Source organism: Bacteroidota bacterium (assembly GCA_016699695.1).
In the GTDB taxonomy this organism is placed as follows: domain Bacteria; phylum Bacteroidota; class Bacteroidia; order Bacteroidales; family UBA10428; genus UBA10428.
Genome location: CP065006.1, coordinates 3,861,348 through 3,882,324, shown reverse-complemented (window position 1 = coordinate 3,882,324; position 20,977 = coordinate 3,861,348). Strand labels below are relative to the sequence as shown.

The window sequence follows — 20,977 nt, the reverse complement described above, 5'->3', positions numbered from 1 at the left end:
TACGCAATACGGGTTGTTTTGCTATATTTGAGCCATGTACAAGCAATTAACATTCAGTAGTTCTGACAGTCGGGCATTTCAAAGTTCCCGCACTGCGCATACTGCTGGGCGTTATGCCCAAGCTAAAAAAAGACAATGCCGACTGAATTAACAATATTACAATGGACTGAAATTCTTCTTGACAAGAATATCACAAAGGATTTGGATATTGCCATATTTCAAGGGCTTTACTCTTTTGAAGGGCAAAAAGCTCCAGCAAGTCAAATTGGACTTTTACTCGGTTACACAGGAAAAAACACTTCAAGTCCATTAAACTTAGAAATTGGACGATATGCCAAACGAATAGCGGAACATTATGAAATCAACTTCACGGAACGTTCGACAAGAAAATTTAAGTATTGGGACTTGTTTTTTAACGGTTGGGACGAAGAGCCATTTTTTATTTGGCAACTAAGACCTGAACTTTCAGAAGCACTTGAAGAAACAGGATTAACAGGAGAAGAACAATATCCAGAAGAAATCCCGATTGATGAACAAGCAACCCTAACTGAAGGACTGAAAAGAACAATTTTAGTAAACACATATGAGCGTAATCCAAAGGCAAGAAAGAAATGTATTGAACATTGGAAGCCAGTCTGTTCTGTTTGCGAATTTGATTTTGAAAAAAAATATGGCGACTTAGGAAAAGGATTTATACACGTTCACCATTTAGTTCCTGTTTCGGATATTGGACGAACTTACCAAGTTGACCCAATTAACGACTTGAGACCAGTTTGTCCTAATTGCCACGCAATGCTACACAAGACAAATCCGCCAATTAAAATAGAAGAATTGAAAATTAAAATTAAAGACATATGACAGACCAAGAAAAAATTGCAAGACACGACACTATAGACGAAATAAGGACTCGAATTGGCGGTTGCTTCGGAACAGCTGATGGAATTTTTGCAGGACACCCTTCGGATGAAAAAAGAGCAAAAGATTTAAGAAAACTTGCGAGTAACAACAATTTAACCTTGCAGGAAGTGAGAGAAATTGCTTTGAGTTATTTGTACGGTAAAGGGTATATCGCAGAACACATTTCGAAGCAAATGGACAAAGTGAATAAATTATTCGGCACAAAACTACATTAGCGATGACTAAAACAGAAGAGTATAAAAATGGAGTTATAGGCTTGACCAATCTTGCAAGAGCAATTGAACCTGAAATCGGATATTATCAAGAGCATTTTATAAACGAAAGTTTTGGCTTTTCGGTAAGACTATCTGATAATGGAGCAATTTCAATGTCAAGAGAAATTGCTCAAGACTATGAAGCAATGCCAAATAGCATTACGCAAGACAGAATTGAAAAAGTCGCCAAAACCTATAGAAAAATATAAAGCCAGGGCATAACAATGTATATAAAAAATAGGCGAAACAGTGCTACATTCAAGGTTTTTGGCTCGTATCAAACTTTGTGCTTAACGGAAAGTTTCGTGCTTCGAAAACGCCTACTTTTCATATACTAAACGTTGTATGCAAGGCTGGAAAAACAGCAGTACATTGATAATTTGATAGTTAATTGAAAAAACATACAGACAGAAAAAGAGCATTGATTGGAGGTTTGTGCAAGAAAAAATTAGTTTTTGCCCCCGCGCTTCTGCCCTTCGGGACAGTTTGGGAAGCCAACGCACATTGCACACATTTGCAAATCACACATGCTGCCGCACAAACCAAAATTTGCAAAAGAGTGCAATCTTGCCGACCCACAAATCGATAATCACCAATAAATCCTTTAAATAAAATAATGAAATATCTCGAATGGAATAATACAATATCAGAATACTTTTTCAATCCTGAAAACGCAGGAAAAGATATTCATTTGTATCTAACAAAGATTGATATTATCAATATTGCGAAACAATATTTTAGGGAAGAAACTGAAGATGAAATCTGGGAAAATTTTGTTAATAAAATAAGGATTGGCTTACCTGGAGCAACAGGTAATGTAATCGCACGAGCCAAATATGCATATGATAAACGAAGTTTGAAAAGTATTGATTCCATAGAAATAAAATATCCACCGTATATTTCATATTTAGTTTTTCTTGTACTTCCATTAATTGAAAACGTTGATATCAAAGATAAAAGAGCCAATAATTATTATGGTAGACTTAATGCTTTTTTGAAAAATCATCAAATAATTGAAAGCATTGGCACAACTGATTTTAGAAACAATCAAATAAATTTATTGTGGGAAGATTTAGCGATTTGGGCAAACAATAAAAACAATGGTGATTTTGGTCTGTTCAATGTTGTTCCATTTACAAACGCTAATTGGGTTTATGTAGGGAAAGTTTTCTCTCAATGCGTATTGCCACCCAAATTTTTAAATCGATTACCGGAATTGTTTGAATACATAGGTTTAGTACCTGATACGTTTTATGAAGACCGCTTTATAAAGGAAAAAATAAAAAACAGCCGAACTGATTTAATTCCGAAAACCACATTAGAATTTCTGAAAAAAGATGATGAGTTGTCAAATTCCATTATTCAGACAATACAACGCCAATACAAAAAATGGACAGGTGAAACACACGAAGAAATTGAAGAAGGAACAATTACAAGAAGAAAAAGGAACTATACAATTGCGCCTTTGTTTCTTCAGTTCAAAGTAAATACAAATGAAGAAGAAATTAAATTTTCGTACAGGATTCGTTCTCAAAACGACTATCCTGTAGATTTAAAATTTAAAGAATACGAAAATTTGTATGAAATTAACGGTTGGTCAAAAACACTTCCATTGGAATTTAAAGAAGGGCTTGAATTAAAAGACAGTTTTAATAAATGGATTGCTAAATTTCCTGACCGGGATGTAAGATTATTCGTGAGTGCAGGAATGTTTCAATTGAGCAATGATTTTTGGATTGAAACAGATTTTCTTTCCAAAACAGAACGAATGTATTTGCTATGCAAAAATGATAAAAAATCAATTATTGAAGAATGGGGAGAAACATTTAACAAAGGAAATTTTAAACAAGAAGATTTTGAAGGTTTACCTGAAAACTATTCGTTATTTTGGTTTCACAATCCAACACAAGGACTTTCTGAAATTTCGCTTCTAACACTTTACACCGAAAAACGAATTGAATTAGTTGGTGGTTTGAAAGTGAATTTCAGAACTTACTTCAATGACATCTTTCCAGAAGTTGAGATTGTAAATTCAGACGGTAATGAAAATATTTATCTTCAATACAAAGGAACAGAGGAAAAAATATTTCTAAGTAAAAAAACTTCACTAAATAATCGTTGGTTATTACCCGAAAATACAGCGATTAATACCGATTTTTACATAAATGTTGAAAACGAAAATTTTTCAGGAAATGAACTTGCTTATAATCTGATTTCATCAGAAAATTCAGCCATAAAAATTGATGATTCTAAGTTACCGAAACGAGATTCCTTTGGAAGATACATTACAAATAATGCGGAGCAATACTGTTTTGGTAGCAATATCGTCAATCCAATGTCATCATGCAAAAGATATTCATGTGCTTTAAGTTGGATGTTTACACCAATAACATATCAAATAGCAACGAATATATCAAAAGCAACTCTGAATAGTCATTACGGAAATAAACTTTGTGATTTCCTTTCGTTGAAAAGTGTACTTACAACAGAAGACTTTTTCAGAGCATTTGAATTTTATTACTCAAAAGAATTTTCAGAATACCAAGTAAATTCAAATTTCAATTTAACAAAACTCAAAAGAGCATCATTGAATTTTTATGATTTCATTGGGATACTTGACTACAATTATGAAACAAAAAATATTGTTCTTAATTCTCCTCAGTTTATTTTTATCCCGACTGTACAAGGAAGAAAGGTTTTACTAATTGGCGCAAGAGATTATGGACTCATTGAATCTATAGTAAATACTGCACCGGATTATAACTTACAAGTAGAAATTGTAAAACAATTTTACTCAAATGAAAGATTACTCTTACCAGATGCAATTATCATAAAAGCATTTGGAACAGCAAGTGAAAATTATGGAGAAAGAAATATTAAAGCATTGGCGGATACTTTGAAAATAATATTTTCAAACGACTACTTCCCACAATTAGCACTTCAAGATTTCTCCTCAAACATTTCGGATTACGAAAACTCTTTACAGGAAATTGACGAAAATGATTATGATTGGGCAAGATATATTTTTAATCCTGAAACGTTGAGATTTGAGAAGAGTGAAACCCTAGATTTTGATAAATCATTTTCACTTCTGGAATATAAATTGAATGAGTACACATATGAGCACAAATTATGGAGAGATAATAAGTGTTACCAAGTTGATTTGAATTGGGGAAGATTTTTAGCGTTAAAGCATTATCATAAAAATGTGATTTTGTTTGATAGTACTAGCAAAAAAGTAGCCATTCCTATTGAAACACCTTTACCAAGATTGCTGTCAGAAGCTATTATGTTATTAGCCGGATTAGCGCCAGATTTCAAAGAAATAGGCGGCAAAAAATATAGAGTTTTTGAAAATGTAATAGGAATTTTCACTCAAAATTTATTTAAGTTAAAATTAGGTCAAACAGCAATAAATAAGACATTATGAAAGACCCTATCGGTTCGTTTGAAACCATAAAAGAAAACTTTATTCGCTATATAAAAACAGCATTTGGGACAAAGTTTGAAGGAGTTGAAAAAGAACGTTATGATTTATTGAATTACGATAAGGTGTTTTATCGAAAACCTTGGATTGAGCCTTTGCCTGATTATGTTTCAAGTGGAAAGAAAATTAATGATTTAACTACTGAAGATTTAGGAAACGCATTGAATTCGACTGAATTACAGGTATTTAAAGGTCTTGTAAATACTGGGCTTGTTGGAAATTTCCCTTTGCATTCTCACCAAGCTGAAATGTTGAAACAAGCATTACTTGGAAATAATTGTATTATTACTTCTGGTACTGGTTCAGGTAAAACAGAATCTTTTTTACTTCCATTATTTGCTCAACTTTCAAAAGAGCTTACAAATTGGCAAACACCAAATTTAAAATCTACAAGTGTAAATAATTGGTGGATAGAAAATGGAGGACTTACTGTAAGCGAAATTGTTAATAATTCAAATTTTACTTTGAGTAATGCTGTACGTCAACGCCAACATGAAACAAGAAAAGCTGGAGTTAGAGCCTTAATACTTTATCCTATGAATGCTTTGGTAGAAGACCAAATGAGTCGTTTGCGAAAAGCATTAGATTCTGATGATACAAGAACTTGGTTAAACCAGAACACTAATGGAAATGCTATTTATTTTGGTAGATACAATGGAAGTTCACCAGTTGCTGGAGAATTAAAAAAAGTTAAAGAAGATGGAACACTTGCAATTAACACGAAAAAAGTAAACCAGCTCAAATCGCAATTACAACAAATTGAAACTGATTCAAACCGTGTAGCTCAATATATTCAGCAAACAGGTAAAACAGGAAGCGAAGCAAAAGATTTAAAATCATTTTTCCAACGTTTAGATGGAGCAGAAATGCGCAGTCGATTTGATATGCAAGTTGCACCACCTGATATAATGATTACAAATTATTCAATGTTGAGCATTATGCTAATGCGCGATATTGACAAAGGAATTTTTGATGAAACAAGGCAATGGTTAGAAGAAAATGAAAACAATATTTTTCACTTAATCATTGACGAACTACATTTATACAGAGGAACCCAAGGAACTGAGGTAGCATATTTACTTAAACTTGTACTAAACCGTTTAGGTTTACACCCCAATCACCCCCAATTACGAATATTAGCTTCAAGTGCATCATTGGAAGCCGGAGATGAAGCGAGTAAAAACTTTGTATGTGATTTTTTTGGAATAAGTCAAAACAATTTTCAACAAAAGTTTAAAATCATCGAAGGGAAAAATAATCCCATTACACCATTTCCAGAAAATGGAAGAAAACTTCCAATTAAGCCATTTGTTGGAATTTCAGAGAAATTTACAGAAGTAAAAGGAAATATTGCAAATACAAGTTTTATTTCAACTTGCGAGACAATAGCAACAGAAATTGCACGGTCTTTTAACATTACAGTAAGTGAGAATGGGATTTCAAAATTACTTTCAGTTATTACCAATCCAGACTTTCAATTGAAAGAACGATTGTTTTCGCCTTGCCCAAATTACAAAGCAGTTTGTTCAATACAAGCAACCGGTGATGATGCAGACGGAAGATATTTTGCTGAAATAATTTTTGAAAACGCAACCAAAAAAGAAGATTTAGAAAATGCCTTGCGTGGTTTGTTGATTGTAAGAGCAATGCTAGATGAGAAAGAATTTGAGACCATTGCAAAATCAATTCCTGATGAGAGAAAACTGCCACGTTTTAGATTTCATTATTTCTTTAGGAACATTGAAGGAATTTGGGCATCTGTAAAACCTGATGATGTTGATGATATTTATACAGATAATGAAAGGACAAACGGCAAACTTTATTCAACAACTCGGATAAATTCAGAAAATGGAAATCGAGTTTTGGAGTTACTCTATTGTGATAATTGCGGAACAACATTTTTTGGAGGAAGTCGATTAGTTGCAAAAGACGAAACTAATATTCATTCTTTTGAATTGTTGCCAATCAGTCCAAATATTGAAGGCATTCCTGAAAAAACACCTGCCAAGCTAGTAGAAAAAAGAAGTTATCAAGAATATGCAGTTTTTTGGCCATGTGGTAAGCAGGAATTTGTACAACATGATGCTGAACCTGGAATTTCTCAAAATTATTGGAGACAGCCAACTCTTAATGGTTTTAATCAAGGTGAATTTGAGGCGAATTGGATTCCTGCATCACTTAATAGTATTTCAGGCGATTTAAAATTTCAACATACTAAAGCAAATGAAAAGCCGGTTCAATGGATTAAAGGATATTACTTTACCATAACAGATAATAATTCAACTATAGATATTGCTTTGCCTGATTCAAATGGAAACATTCCCACAACAGAAACACATAAAGCTTTGCCAAGTGTTTGTCCTGGTTGCGGTGTAAATCATCAAAAACGAAGACAGGATTGGAATAAAAGCAAAACTTCCTCAATTCGAGGTTTCAGAACCGGTTTTGCCAAAACAACTCAAATGTTTGCAAAAGAGTTAATGTATCAATTACCAAGCAACGAAGCCGAAAGAAAATTAGTTGTGTTTTCTGATAGTCGTGAAGATGCTGCGCAGATTGCAAACGGCATTGAGAGGAATCATTTTACAGATTTGATGAGAGAAATTTTAGTTGATGAATTGCACAAAAATTTAATGTTACGTTTTCAGATTGTGGGGGCTTTTGATAATAGCGATACGGCAAAACAAAATGAATACAAACAACAAGTTTCATCAATTTTTGATGAAATTGAATACCTTATTGATAACTCAAATTACAATGGAAATAATTCAAACAAATTAAGAGAGAAACAAGAAGCTACTGCAAAAATAAATGCTTATCGTTCTTTAATTGTAAATGTTCGAGATTTAGTTGATATTACCAATTCTGTAAACCTTGCACCACTTATTAAACACTTCGTTGATTTAGGTATTAACCCAGGAGGAAACGAAATTTCACTTCAAACAAGATTATTAAATAGTAATTTTGTCCCGTGGTATGACCTAATTGATTTTACAAATTTTCAATGGTCAGCAGGTGCAGACCAAACTTATATACACGATTTAAAAGAAGGGTCTTTCAGTGGACTTGCTTCAATGTTTTTCGGTTCATTGTTCTATTCATTTGAATCTTCTGCACTAGGCTATGTGACTATTAATCCTGAATTACAAGTTATTACAGACCAAGCAAACAGCTTAGCAATTGCGAGCACAGATTTTCTTCAAATAGTAAATTCTACTATCAGAATTTTAGGTGACAAATACAAACACAACAAAGTTGATGATGTTGACCCATTTAACTTTATTCAATATAGTAACTTTCCCGGTCAAGTAAAAAGATACATTCGTGCGGTTGCAAATAGATTTTCAAAACAAGAAAACGAATTAGGTGAAGCAGTATTTAATACCCTCTCATTAAGCAATTTATTAAGAGGCGACACAGGTATTCAAATAGAAAATCTTTTTATAAAAGTAGCCCGTGCAACTGACTCAATTTGGACAAGTCAAAGAGGTAGTAGACCACACTTGCATTTTAGCGGAGGCATTTGTACTCATTCTGTTACTGCTCTCGAATTACAAGCTGATAAAATATGTGATGATATTTGGAAAGAAAATTACCTTTCTTTCAACGCAATTAAGCAACAAAGACCTCCTATAAGGTTGCATTGCGAAGAACTAACAGGACAAACAGACGACCAATTTGAAAGGCAAAGACATTTTAGAAATATCATTTTACCCGATGAAGGAAACAGGAATGTGAAAGCAATTGACTTGTTGAGTGTAACAACAACGTTAGAGGTTGGTGTTGATATAGGGGCATTGCAAGCTGTGATGTTGGGGAATATGCCACCACAACGTTTCAACTATCAACAAAGAGTTGGACGTGCAGGTCGTAGGGGGCAAGCCTATTCCGTTATTTTAACTTTTTGTAGAGGTAGAAGTCATGATGAATTTTATTTTGCCAATCCTCAAAAAATAACCGGTGATGCACCACCAACGCCTTTCTTAACAATGGGGCAAGAACGAATATTTAAACGATTACTTGCAAAAGAAATTCTACGTAGAGCATATTTTGAAAAAGATATTGATATTACTTCTGATGAAAAATCAAGTGTTCATGGTGAGTTTGGTTCTATTGTAAGTTGGAACAATTACAAAACAAAAATAATTGATTGGATAATTACAAATAGTGGAGCTATTCAAACAACTATAGATGCTTTATTAACACCCCAACTTCAAAACAAAAGAGATGAATTTATCAATTGGATTACTGATACAATAACTGAAAATGGTTTAATAGAAAAAGCACAGAGTATTATCAACAACGAAGAAATTTCAACGAATGATATTTCTGAAAAATTCGCCGAAGGCGGATTATTACCTATGTTTGGAATGCCAACTACTGTAAAGAATTTGTATCATGGTATCAACCAACGTCTTGAACCTCTTTCAATTGACAGAGCCCAATCAATGGCAATATATGAATTTGCACCGGGGGCACAAAAAACTAAAGACAAGGCTATTCATCAAGTTATTGGTTTTACAAGTGATTTTATCAATACTCGCAGAAATGGAACTCAAATTGTAACTAACGTTGAAACCAGCAATCAACTTCCTTTTTCGCTTAATCGATGGTGTGTTCGCTGTAGAGCTTGCGGATTTTTTGAAACTTATTCAGAAGAAAGAAAAATTGAATTGGAAAGCCAAAATCAATTTGGCGTTTGTCCGAATTGTGGTGAAGATAATCCAAGTAAATATCAACCACCTTTCAAATTAAAATCGCCAAAGGCATACAGAACAAATCTTTCTGCAGGTAGCGATACAAAAGATGATTCTGAATTTTTACTTTCACGTCCACCAATTTTTGCAGAAAAATTAGGTTCAGCAAAAATTGAATCAAAAAACAATTCCACAATATCAATTTCTGATAACGATGTTACTTGGCGAGTAAATACAAATTCAGATAGATTTTTTGAAGGGAAACTATACAACACAAGAAATTCCTTTCCTTTTAATCAAAATGGATTTTGGTTCAATAATCAATGGCTGTTGAACGACTTATCTTCAAACATAAATGACAATAATGGTAATTCAATGTTTGTTCAACAAAATGGAACAAGTGCTGATGAGTATATTGCATTAGCAAGTAATAAAAATACTGAGATTTTTAGAATTGCTCCTTCTTCTGTTCCATTTGAACTGGATTTAAATATGTTTTTTAGCGAAACAGATTTGCCACATATTAAAGCACAAAGCAACGGAGTTCGTTCAGGATATTATTCAGCTGCATTTTTACTACAAAGAACTTTAGCTGATAAACTTGATGTTGACCCTACAGAAATTGAAATTGCTGATATTTCAATGAAAGTACTTGATGATGGAACAAATCGAAGAATAGCTGAAATTATTTTGACTGATGAATTGCCTAATGGTTCTGGCTTTGTTAGGTATTTGCACGAAAATTTTGTGAACATCCTTTCCGAAGCAATAAATCCAAGTAAAGCAAATAGTTATTTAGGAAAAATTCATTCACAAACTCATCAAGTAAAGTGCATTGATGCGTGTTACGATTGCTTAAAAGTGTACCGGAATATGAACTACCATAGTTTACTCGATTGGCGTTTGGGTTTATCAGTACTTCGTGTTATGCTCGATTCAACTTTTGTATGTGGAGCAGACGGCAATTTTGGTTTCGTTGAATTAGAACATTGGCTTTCGTTCGCAACACATTTGAGAAACAATTTTGCTCTAAGTTTTGGTTTTTCAAATACTGAAGAAATAAACGGTTTGCCAATTATTAAATTCGGTAGAAACCAACGAAATATAATAATGGTTGTTCACCCATTCTGGGATTTGAGAAATATAAGAGAAGCAAATTGGTTGGCTGAAATAAAAGCTGAGATTGACGAATATGTTGCTCAAAGTGGTGGAAAAATCAGCATCATTGATACGTTCAATTTACACAGAAGACCAGGTTGGTGTTACGAAAGATTAGTGATTAGATGATTAATAAAATTGCAGATATAAGTTTTAAGGAAATTAAACGTATTTCCCCAAGCCAATTTTATTCAATGAAAAATTGTGCTTATAAATCATTATTGGCAGAGGCTTTTAATAAAAATCCATTACTTCCTGTTTCGCCCAATGCTTATTTTGGAACAGTATTACACAAAATGCTTGAATTAATTGCAAAAGGTATTGTTAAAAGCGAGGATGATTTTAATGATGAGTTTGATAAACAAGTTAATTTACTTGAAGATGATTTAATGAAAAAAGGGTTTGACTTTTTTGTTCCGCTTAAAATAAAATTAAAGAATTTCGGACTAAAAAAGGTTCAATTAAGAAAGCATTTGCGTAGCAAAACTGCACAACAAACAAATTTAAGCAACACAATATTTCTTACTGAAAAATGGTTTGAATCACAAGACAATTTAATAGGTGGAAAAATTGATTTGATAATTGAAAATGAAAATGAAGTTGAAATAATAGATTTTAAAACTGGGGCAATTAAACAAGAGAGTTTAGACGATGAAGGAGAAATAATTTCTGAAGTAAAAAATGAATATAAAGAACAACTTAAACTCTACGCTTACTTGTTTTTTGAAAACACAAATATATTTCCTTCAAGTTTGAGTTTGGTTGATTTGGCAAAACAAAAGTTCCCGGTTGAATTTTCTGAAGAGGATTGTAAAGCAATTTTTGAAGAAGCTAAAAACCTTTTAAAGGCAACGAATGATAGTATAAGTACAAAAACATTTTCAGCAACTCCTAATGAGCAAAATTGTAAATATTGCCTATATAGGCCAGCTTGTTCGTTCTTTCATAAAAAACTTGAAATTGATTTTTCCTTTAATGACGTTTTGGGTGAGATTAAAGATGTGAAGAAATTTCAAAATGGAAATGTTAGTTTGTTTTTACAAAATGGGACGAACTATATAACCATTAAGAATTTCACCTCTGAAAGATTTGATGAACTAAATAATAGCAGAAATAAAAAAATAAGTATTTATAACTTAAGAAAAGAAGCAATCGAGTTTGTTTATTCTGTTGCTGACACAACAATAATTTATGAGTAATAATAAAGAGCATAAAATTCCAATTCTTTCATTCTTTTCGGGTGGTGGATTTCTCGATATGGGTTTTGAACAGGCTAGTTTTGATATAGTATTCTCAAATGAATTAGACCCTGATTTTGCTCAGTTTTATCATGAGGGAATGAGTAATTGGTCAGGTAAAAGTAGAACTATTTCTGAAATTTGTAGTATAGACGATATTAATACTAGCAAGATTAAATTGCCACAAAAAGAGTTATTTGGTATAATTGGAGGTCCACCTTGTCAAGATTTTTCTATCAGAGGTTCTAAAAATGGGTTTGAGGGTCTTAGGGGTACTTTAACTTATCATTTCTATGAAAAGATTATGGATTTACATCCTGACTTCTTTTTAATGGAGAATGTGCCTGGTCTCGTTTTATTAAAGAAAACAAAAAAATCATTTGAAGCAATACTAGATTTATTTAAGGAAGAATACTTAATAAGTACAAATAGATTAAATTCACTACATTACGGTGTACCTCAGAGTAGAGAACGGCTCTTTGTATTTGGTGTAAGAAAAAGTTTATTAGAAAAGTCATTAATCGAAAAAGGTGAAAATTGGTTTAATTGGCCAACTCCTTTATATCCTAATGCAGAAAAGTCATTTAAGTGGGGTGAACCTTCAAAGCGTATTCTGAATAATGGGAATTTGCCAACTCCACCTAATTCATTATGTGTTGAACAATATTTAGTTTCAAAATCAGTAGAAGACTCCATACCTAATTCAGAAGAATTATTTAAACTAAAAAAGCTAGAAAAGATTAAGAGAATTGAAGAAGGTGATACTTATCGTCCTTCTTTCAAAAAGTTACATAGAGGTAAGTATAGTCCAACTGTTTGCTATGGTAATAATGAGGTTCATTTACACCCCACTGATAACCGGAGATTATCGGTAAGAGAAGCATTAAGGTTGCAAGGTGTTCCTGATAATTATATATTAACAACACCGGATAAATTAAGTAAAAAGTTTAAAATGATTGGAAATGGTGTTCCAGTACCTCTAGCTAAAATCATTGCAAAATCCATAAGAGTATTCATTGATGAAAATATCAAATAGTCAGCCCACACAGCCAAGCACATTTGCAATTCGCACAAGCCGACACGCAACCAAAAATTGCAAAAGAGCTTGGCTGTTTGCCACCGCTTTTTTGCCGACCCTAAAAACTAATTTTTTCGGGAACAGCAGTGCTTCGACTGAGCGGATTTTAGATTGTAAAAGATTGATAATTAACTGATAATGAATAAAGCCCAGCATACAACACGCGGTATAAAACATTGGGGTTTAGGTGGTTATTCAAACATTCTGCCACGCATCAAGTTTGGTGTAACTGGACAGGATAGTAGACCGCAATCCCCAACGATTTCATACCGCCATCCGTTGGGCGCAACCTTGAAAAAACGAAAACTTGACCTACAATGAATTTTTCTAAAAAAATTTCGGATTTAATTTACATCGATAGATACAAGTTTGGACCTCTTGTTTTATTTCCTATGCTTGGATTAATGCTAATTGGATTCTCTTTTTATAAAATAGAAATTTTAATTGCAGATTTGAAAGACTTATCAATGATTGAAAATAGGATATATGATACAAGAATTGAAAGAAATAATTTTGCAATTAAACTTAATGACAATAAGAGTGAATTTTTTACTGACCACACAGAACTTGAAAATTTTTTAAAACCTGGAGAATTCATAAAGATTTATTATAAAAAAAGAATATTCTTCCCCAAACACTTAATAATATACCAAATTGAGGCGAATGGCAAAATTTTGATTGCATTTGAAATGAAAAAGAAAGAATCTTTGACTATTATGATAATATGTTTCGTTTTAGGATTTTCATTTTTGGGAATTAATTATTTTTATAGAAAACGAGTAAATAAATAAAAGGCAGCGCCCAACACGTGGTATAAAAAACTGCCGAGAGTTGCGCAATTTTCAGGTTCATCACCCGCATCAACACTCGTTTAGCTTGATAAATCATTCGCCCGCAATCGGCAGCTTCTCATACCACCACCGTTAGCAACTAGCCTAAAAAAACCGAAAACCTCGAAAATTTTGCTACAAAAGACAGAAAAGGGGAAACAGCCAACGCACAAAACAGCACATTTGCAAACCGCACATGCCGACACACAATCTTTGTTTGCAAAAGAGCTGTTTCCTTGCCGACGCACCAGCGGAAATTGATACATTTGTAGATATTTGAAACGTTTAAAAAATGAATTTAGCCCAATACATTGACAATATTAACCAACGATATAAACTTGGTAATGCGACTGAACATACTTTCCGTGGCGATTTGCAAACTCTTCTAGAAAGTTTGGTTCCGACAATCAGGGCAACCAACGAACCAAAAAGGCAATCTTGCGGAGCACCTGACTATATTCTGACTAAGAAAGATATTCCTATTGGATTTATTGAAGCCAAAGACATAGGCGATAAAGACCTTGAAGGCGCAAAGAAAACAGGAAATAAAGAACAATTCGATCGGTACAAAGTTTCCCTCAGCAATCTTATTTTTACTGACTACTTAAATTTTCTGCTTTATCGTGACGGACAATTCGTAACCAAAATTGCCATTGGCGAAATTACTGACAAAGGCATAAAACCATTGACAGAGAATTTCATCAATTTTGAAAATCTGATTAAAGACTTTTGTTCACATGTTGGACAAACCATAAAAAGTTCAAAAAAACTAGCAGAAATGATGGCGGGCAAAGCCCGCCTTCTTTCTGATGTTATTGAAAAGGCGTTGACAAGCGATGAAGAAAAGCAGGAAGATAGCACGCTGAAAGACCAAATGAACGCTTTTAAGCAAATTCTGATTCACGACATCACGCCTAAAGGATTTGCTGATGTTTATGCGCAAACCATTGCTTACGGAATGTTTGCTGCTCGGCTGCATGACCCGACTTTACCGACATTTAGCCGACAGGAAGCTGCTGAACTAATTCCAAAATCAAATCCGTTTTTACGCAAGTTGTTTGGCTACATTGCAGGCCCTGACATTGATGATCGAATAAAATGGATAGTTGACAGCTTGACCGAAATATTTTTAGCTTGCGACGTTGAAGAAATTCTAAAAAATTACGGCAAGAGTACTAAAATGGAAGATCCGATTATCCATTTTTACGAAACTTTTTTACGTGAGTACGACCCGAAACTCCGTAAAGCCCGTGGCGTATGGTACACACCTGCACCGGTTGTAAATTTTATAGTTCGTGCGGTTGATGATATTTTAAAAGCCGAATTTGATTTGCCAAAAGGACTTGCCGACAACAGCAAAATCAAAATTAAAGTTGATTATCAAGGAAAAAAGATAGAACAAGAAGTACACAAAGTACAAATACTTGACCCAGCCACTGGAACAGGAACATTTTTAGCCGAAGTTGTAAAACTCATTCACAAAAATTTTGTAGGGCAGCAGGGCATTTGGAGCAATTATGTAGAAACCCAGCTTTTGCCCCGCCTAAATGGATTTGAGTTACTGATGGCTAGTTATGCAATGGCACATTTAAAATTAGATTTGCTTTTAACTGAAACAGGTTACAAACCTATAACTAACCAAAGGTTCAGAGTTTATCTTACCAACAGTTTAGAAGAACATCACCAAGACACGGGAACTCTCTTTGCAAATTGGTTAAGCACAGAAGCCAACGAAGCCAATCACATCAAAAGAGATACGCCAGTAATGTGTGTCATTGGAAATCCACCATACAGCGGAGAAAGCGCCAACAAAGGCGTATGGATTATGAGTCTGATGGAAGATTACAAAAAAGAACCAGGCGGGAAAGAAAAGCTGAAGGAACAAAACTCAAAATTTATAAATGACGATTACGTTAAGTTTTTACGTTACGGACAGCATTTTATAGAAAAAAACGGAAGTGGTATTTTGGCTTTTATTAATCCTCACGGTTATTTAGACAATCCTACTTTTCGTGGAATGCGTTGGCACTTATTGAAAACCTATGACAAAATTTATACAATTGACTTACACGGTAACGCCAAGAAAAAAGAAACAGCACCAGACGGAAGTGCCGACATAAATGTATTTGATATTGAACAAGGCGTTTCAATCAATTTCTTTATAAAGACAGGAAAGAAAAAAACAAATGAATTAGGACAAGTTTTTCATTATGATTTATTCGGGAAACGTGAATTGAAATATGATTTTCTATTAGAGAATAATTTGAAAAGTGTGCCATACAAAAAACTTGAAAATACTCAACCAAATTTCTTCTTTACATCAAAAGATTTTGTTGAAGAAAAAGCATACAGCAAAGGATTTTCAATTCCCGAATTATTCCCACTTAATTCGTTAGGACTTCTTACTAAAAGAGATGATTTGTCAGTTGATTTTGACAGACAGAATTTAGAAGATAAAATAACTTTCTTTTTAGATGAAACAAAGTCAGTAGATGAAGTTTGCAAAAGGTTCAAGTTAGTTATTAAAGACAACGATAAGTGGGATGCGAACCAAACAAGAAACAATGTTTCAAAATCAGATATTAAAGAACAAATAAGGAATTTTCAATATCGTCCTTTTGACAATAGAAAAGTTTTTTATAATCCATATTTCGTTGCAAGACCAAACACAAAAGTTTTAAGCCATTTCATTAAGGAAAACGCAGGTTTAATTATTTGCAGACAAGGTCAGGCTGTTGGTGGTGATGCATGGAATGTTGTTTTCATTTGTAAATATTTGACAGATCAAAACATTTACCGTAGAGGTGGTGGAACAGTTTTCCCCTTATATCTATATCCCGAAACTAACGGACAACAAAGCATTGGCCAAACTACCGAAAGAACGCCAAACCTAAACGCAGAAATTGTAAAGCAAATAGCTGAGAAATTGTACTTGTCCTTTAGCAATGAGAATGGAACAACCGAAAACACTTTTGCGCCAATTGACATTTTAGATTACATCTACGCGGTTTTGCATTCACCAACATACCGTGAGAAATACAAAGAATTTTTAAAAATTGATTTTCCGAGAGTGCCTTATCCAAAAGATACAGACACGTTTTGGAAGTTGGTAAAACTGGGCGGAGAAATACGGCAAATTCATTTATTGGAATCGCCAACCGTTGAGAAATACATAACTCAATATCCAGTTGACGGAAATAATGAAGTTGGTAAAACAAGATATCAAGACGGTAAAGTTTACATAAACGATACACAGTATTTCGACAATGTACCACAACTAGCCTGGGATTTTTACATTGGTGGTTATCAACCAGCGCAAAAATGGCTTAAAGACCGGAAAGAAAGAAAGTTAGAGTTTGATGATATTTTACACTACCAGAAAATTATTGTTGCGTTAACCGAAACTGACAGAATAATGAAAGTAATTGATAAAATTGAAATTGAGTAAAATGGTGAAGAGAAAGTAATTTGAAAATTTGTTTTTGACTACGTTAGACAAACATGAAAGTAAAGAATAATTGATATAATTGCCAACGCTTCGTAGTCAAGCACATTGGCTGGTCGCACATGCCAACGCACAAACCAAAACCAGCCAAAGAGCTTGCCTACCCAGACGCACAGACAGCCAAACAGTGCAGCAAATATGAAAGACAATTCAACCAAAGACAAATAAGGCCAGTTGCTAACAAACGCTATAGCAAATGCGGGTTTGCGTGTTCGTTGAAACATTTGGAATCTTTACATACATTTGTGCTGGCAGACAGTTGAGCAACAATTTATTCCCGCACTTGCCATAGCGTCGGCCGTTATGCGTCACCCTAAAAAAACGGACTGACCAGCAACAATTTGGCAGAAAGCGGAAAGACAGACAGACTGCCGACCCTTCTGCAAAATTAAAAGAGCTGCAAAGCCAGCGCACATGCTGACGCATTTTGCAGCACATTTAATTTTGCCCCGACGCACCCAAAGCTTTACATTCCCCGACAGGTAACACACCATAATTTTGTTAATAACTTTTCAAACCTACTTACGTTTATTATATTTTGACATATTATCTTTGACAAATATTGTCAAACAAACCTATTCAAATGGAAACATTGGGACAGATATTAAAAACAAAACGAGAAACAAAAGGATTGCTTCTTCGACAAGTTGCTGCTTATTTGGACATTGACCAAGCAATTTTAAGTAAAATTGAAAAAGGCAACAGAAAGCCAACTAAAGATAACATCTACAAGCTTTCAGAAATTCTAGAAATCGACAAAGAAAATTTAATGATACAATTTCTAAGTGAAAAAATAGCTTACGAAATTGCAGGAGAAGATTGTGCTTCACAAGCATTGAAAGTAGCAGAGAAAAAAGTTAAATTTATTCAAGCAAATAATAAATAGTATGATAACAAAATGGCATTGGGATCAGGGAAGGTTAAACTACTTTCAGTTTGAAAATCTGAAAGCAATTGCTCATTGCCTAAAAGATCTAGAAGGAATTGTCATTAATCAAAAAGGTGTTGATCCACTAAGGGCAGAACTAGAACGCTATACTGGACTTCCTTTTGCTCCTAACACTTATAGAGTTTGGCGTAATTATAAAAGAGTTTTTGAATGTTCATTCCTTGCAACAACTATAAATGACCGCCTATACATAACTGATTTTTGTAAAAGAGTTACTGAGAACGAGACTAAAAAAATTGATGTTGATGAATTCCTTTCTTTATTTATTCCTCGTTTTCGATTTCCTTTTGTAGCATTTACAGACTATCATAAATCAACCAATCTTGTTTATCCTTTCTGTGCTGTTCTAAAATATCTTATTTCAAATTTCCAATTAGGCAAACAGCTGAGCATCTCATTAGAAGAGGTTTTTGTTTTTATTATCGGCAATAATTGTACTGGTCTTGAACCGCTTGAACATTATACTACACTTAAAAAGACAAACTACGAACCTGAAGGAGACGAGAAAAGGCAAGTAAGAGAGATGTTGATTTTTATTAGTCAATTGAGCATACTTAAATGGTATCATGGTTCTTTATTTCTTGATATTTCTGCAAAAGATTTTGAAGACTACAATGGTTTCCAACATTTAATTAATCCAATATTTAAAGAACCAAAAGAGATAAGGGAAGAGGAATATCTGTCGATGACTTCTTTATCAAAAGAAATAGTATATCCTTTCAAACTTCAATCAAGAGAAATACCAACAGATGATATTTTTGTTGAAGGAAAACGGACGAGAGTTACCCATATAAAAATTGAAAGAAGTCCTCTGCTAAGAAAATTATTTTTTAAAGAATACCCTGAAACTATTTGCGACATGTGTGTGTGTGACACGAAGAAACGCTATCCATGGACAGATAATTTATTGGAAGTCCACCACGTTTTACCACTTTCATCAACACTTCTAATAACAGGATCGGGCACATCATTGTCTGATGTTGTTGGGCTTTGCCCAAATTGTCATAAAAGCGTACACACTTATTACAAGAACTGGCTAAACAAATATAAAGTTGACGACTTTAAAAATCGTACTGAAGCAAAAGAAATCTATCAACTAGCAAAAGGAAGCATAATATTATGAAGATAAACGTTGAAGAAAAAATATCTATTAAAGAACAAATAGCACTTTTATCAAAGTGTATTGATAAAGACTTGAGTTTAAACCAGGAATTGAAAAAACTGGGCTTAACTTACGACCATTTGCGTTACAGAGATTATTCACAAACTGATATTACTTTTAATGAATACAAAAGCATTGAAGAATTAAGACAATCTAAAAAAGGAATCCCATCAGTAAGCTTCTTTTCTGGAGCAGGAGGTCTTGATATTGGATTTGATTATGCTGGTTTTGACAATTTAGCATCAATTGAAATCAATGAGTTATTTTGCAAAACTCTTCGGCTAAATTATCCAAATCAGCTCGTAATTGGTCCTCCAGATTTTTCTGGTGACATGAAACATAGAGAATCTATTGCATCGGTTTTAAAAGAGTCTCTTGGTCTCAAATCACCATTTGACGGCGTTTTTCATGGTGGACCGCCTTGTCAGCCTTTTAGTATTGCTTCTAATCAACGCTTTAGTAAAGAAGATGAAAATTTCAAACGAAGAGGATTTGAGGACAAAGAAAAAGGAGATTTGCTAAATGACTATATTTGGTTTATAACTGAATTTATGCCGAAAGTTTTCATTATTGAAAATGTTCCTGGTCTAAATGAAATTGATAATGGCAAAGGATTGACAAAATCACTTGAACAACTAACTAAAGTCGGATATACTATTTCTAAGCCACAAGTTGTAAATGCTGCTGACTATGGAGTACCACAAAAGCGTTTGAGACTTATTGTTGTCGGGACAAGAGCAAAACAAAAATTTGTGTTTCCAGAAATAAGTTTTTTTCAAACACCATGCTTCGATGTTTTCTCCAAACCAATCGGCGATAATGAAAACCACATCACAAGAGAACATACAGCGCATTCAGTTTTGCGTTACATGGAACTTGATTATGGACAGCGAGATCATTTAGGGAGAGTTGACAGATTAAACCCGTTTTTACCTAGCAAGACAGTAATTGCAGGTGGAACAAAAGGTGGAGGGCGTTCTCACTTACATCCTTATTCTCCTAGAACTTTATCAGTTAGGGAATGTGCTCGCCTTCAAACTTTTCCAGACGATTATATTTTTGTCGGCCCGTCAGCAAGACAATTTACCCAAGTTGGGAATGCCGTCCCTCCATTATTAGCTTACAAATTAGCATTTCAGATTTATAACCAGTATTACAAATAGCCGACGCTTTTGGTAGCACATTTGCATTTTTTGCCAACGCACAAAGCCACATTAAAAAATGCAAAAGAGCTACCAAGCCAACGCACCCAGACAAGACAATTTATAGATACAAGGCAGAAAAACAAGGGCGAACGCATAACAAACGCTATAGCAAATGCGGGTTTGCGTGTTCGTTGAAACATTTGGAATCTTTATCTACATTTGTGCTGGCAGACAGTTGAGCAACAATCTATTCCCGCACTTGCCATAGCGTCAGCCGTTGCGTGCAATGGCATCAAAACCGTGACACCTGGAAATCGGATGAAAGTAAAGTACACCGATAGGTATCCTTCGGGATTGTGTGAACCGATTCAAATCTGACTTGGTAGCCCGGCATAAGTTTCTACTCCGTAGTTAGCGTTCTGCATCAGGATTCCTATCGCTGCACTTTTATTTTGATTTGACCTGCAAGAAATCAATGATGCTGATACCATTTGGACTCAACGCTCGATAGGATTTGAGAAGTTTGTTATGATTTGCTACTGGATATGTTTTTAAC

General features: G+C 34.0%; 13 protein-coding genes. 12 read left to right on the top strand and 1 reads right to left on the bottom strand.

What is annotated here, in order from left to right:
- Window positions 1–135 precede the first annotated feature (135 nt).
- The 7 genes from IPM71_16225 (at window position 136) to IPM71_16195 (ending at window position 12,788) form a co-directional block, all read left to right on the top strand.
- Complete coding sequence (locus tag IPM71_16225) at window positions 136–858, top strand: HNH endonuclease (protein QQS51085.1); 723 nt, start codon at window positions 136–138, stop codon at window positions 856–858.
- Window positions 855–1,133 (top strand): hypothetical protein, encoded by a 279-nt coding sequence (locus IPM71_16220; protein ID QQS51084.1) that lies wholly within the window; start codon window positions 855–857, stop codon window positions 1,131–1,133. Before IPM71_16225 ends, IPM71_16220 begins: the two co-directional genes overlap by 4 nt.
- A gap of 2 nt (window positions 1,134–1,135) precedes the next feature.
- Window positions 1,136–1,381 (top strand): hypothetical protein, encoded by a 246-nt coding sequence (locus IPM71_16215; protein ID QQS51083.1) that lies wholly within the window; start codon window positions 1,136–1,138, stop codon window positions 1,379–1,381.
- A 407-nt stretch (window positions 1,382–1,788) separates the two neighbouring features.
- Window positions 1,789–4,602 carry a hypothetical protein gene (locus tag IPM71_16210; GenBank protein ID QQS51082.1) on the top strand — a complete coding sequence of 938 codons (2,814 nt, stop codon included), beginning with the start codon at window positions 1,789–1,791 and terminating at the stop codon, window positions 4,600–4,602.
- Complete coding sequence (locus tag IPM71_16205) at window positions 4,599–10,643, top strand: DEAD/DEAH box helicase (protein QQS51081.1); 6,045 nt, start codon at window positions 4,599–4,601, stop codon at window positions 10,641–10,643. Before IPM71_16210 ends, IPM71_16205 begins: the two co-directional genes overlap by 4 nt.
- Window positions 10,640–11,713 carry a PD-(D/E)XK nuclease family protein gene (locus tag IPM71_16200; GenBank protein ID QQS51080.1) on the top strand — a complete coding sequence of 358 codons (1,074 nt, stop codon included), beginning with the start codon at window positions 10,640–10,642 and terminating at the stop codon, window positions 11,711–11,713. Before IPM71_16205 ends, IPM71_16200 begins: the two co-directional genes overlap by 4 nt.
- Window positions 11,706–12,788 carry a DNA cytosine methyltransferase gene (locus IPM71_16195; protein ID QQS51079.1) on the top strand — a complete coding sequence of 361 codons (1,083 nt, stop codon included), beginning with the start codon at window positions 11,706–11,708 and terminating at the stop codon, window positions 12,786–12,788. Before IPM71_16200 ends, IPM71_16195 begins: the two co-directional genes overlap by 8 nt.
- Here the strand turns inward: IPM71_16195 and IPM71_16190 are convergent, their stop codons facing one another.
- The gene (locus tag IPM71_16190) at window positions 12,789–13,007 is read right to left on the bottom strand and encodes a hypothetical protein (GenBank protein ID QQS51078.1); all 219 of its coding nucleotides are present in this window, start codon (window positions 13,005–13,007) and stop codon (window positions 12,789–12,791) included.
- A 140-nt stretch (window positions 13,008–13,147) separates the two neighbouring features.
- Here IPM71_16190 and IPM71_16185 point away from each other — a divergent pair, with 140 nt between their 5' ends.
- From IPM71_16185 to IPM71_16165, 5 genes are all read left to right on the top strand, one after another.
- The gene (locus IPM71_16185; protein QQS51077.1) at window positions 13,148–13,621 is read left to right on the top strand and encodes a hypothetical protein; all 474 of its coding nucleotides are present in this window, start codon (window positions 13,148–13,150) and stop codon (window positions 13,619–13,621) included.
- A 331-nt stretch (window positions 13,622–13,952) separates the two neighbouring features.
- Window positions 13,953–17,108, top strand: a complete 3,156-nt coding sequence (locus IPM71_16180) for an N-6 DNA methylase (GenBank protein QQS51076.1) — start codon at window positions 13,953–13,955, stop codon at window positions 17,106–17,108.
- A gap of 640 nt (window positions 17,109–17,748) precedes the next feature.
- On the top strand, window positions 17,749–18,051 hold the full coding sequence (locus tag IPM71_16175) for a helix-turn-helix transcriptional regulator (GenBank protein QQS51075.1): 303 nt from the start codon (window positions 17,749–17,751) through the stop codon (window positions 18,049–18,051).
- A gap of 1 nt (window position 18,052) precedes the next feature.
- Complete coding sequence (locus IPM71_16170) at window positions 18,053–19,237, top strand: HNH endonuclease (GenBank protein QQS51074.1); 1,185 nt, start codon at window positions 18,053–18,055, stop codon at window positions 19,235–19,237.
- A 2-nt stretch (window positions 19,238–19,239) separates the two neighbouring features.
- Window positions 19,240–20,439, top strand: coding sequence for a DNA cytosine methyltransferase (locus IPM71_16165; GenBank protein QQS52876.1), 1,200 nt, complete (start codon window positions 19,240–19,242; stop codon window positions 20,437–20,439).
- The last annotated feature ends 538 nt before the right edge of the window (window positions 20,440–20,977 follow it).

Bases quoted from the DNA above. Each gene is read 5' to 3' on its own strand.
- IPM71_16215 (QQS51083.1), top strand. From the start codon at position 1,136: ATGACTAAAACAGAAGAGTATAAAAATGGAGTTATAGGCTTGACCAAT.
- IPM71_16220 (QQS51084.1), top strand. From the start codon at position 855: ATGACAGACCAAGAAAAAATTGCAAGACACGACACTATAGACGAAATA.
- IPM71_16185 (QQS51077.1), top strand. From the start codon at position 13,148: ATGAATTTTTCTAAAAAAATTTCGGATTTAATTTACATCGATAGATAC.
- IPM71_16170 (QQS51074.1), top strand. From the start codon at position 18,053: ATGATAACAAAATGGCATTGGGATCAGGGAAGGTTAAACTACTTTCAG.
- IPM71_16190 (QQS51078.1), bottom strand. From the start codon at position 13,007: ATGTTTTATACCGCGTGTTGTATGCTGGGCTTTATTCATTATCAGTTA.
- IPM71_16175 (QQS51075.1), top strand. From the start codon at position 17,749: ATGGAAACATTGGGACAGATATTAAAAACAAAACGAGAAACAAAAGGA.
- IPM71_16210 (QQS51082.1), top strand. From the start codon at position 1,789: ATGAAATATCTCGAATGGAATAATACAATATCAGAATACTTTTTCAAT.
- IPM71_16195 (QQS51079.1), top strand. From the start codon at position 11,706: ATGAGTAATAATAAAGAGCATAAAATTCCAATTCTTTCATTCTTTTCG.
- IPM71_16205 (QQS51081.1), top strand. From the start codon at position 4,599: ATGAAAGACCCTATCGGTTCGTTTGAAACCATAAAAGAAAACTTTATT.
- IPM71_16200 (QQS51080.1), top strand. From the start codon at position 10,640: ATGATTAATAAAATTGCAGATATAAGTTTTAAGGAAATTAAACGTATT.
- IPM71_16225 (QQS51085.1), top strand. From the start codon at position 136: ATGCCGACTGAATTAACAATATTACAATGGACTGAAATTCTTCTTGAC.
- IPM71_16180 (QQS51076.1), top strand. From the start codon at position 13,953: ATGAATTTAGCCCAATACATTGACAATATTAACCAACGATATAAACTT.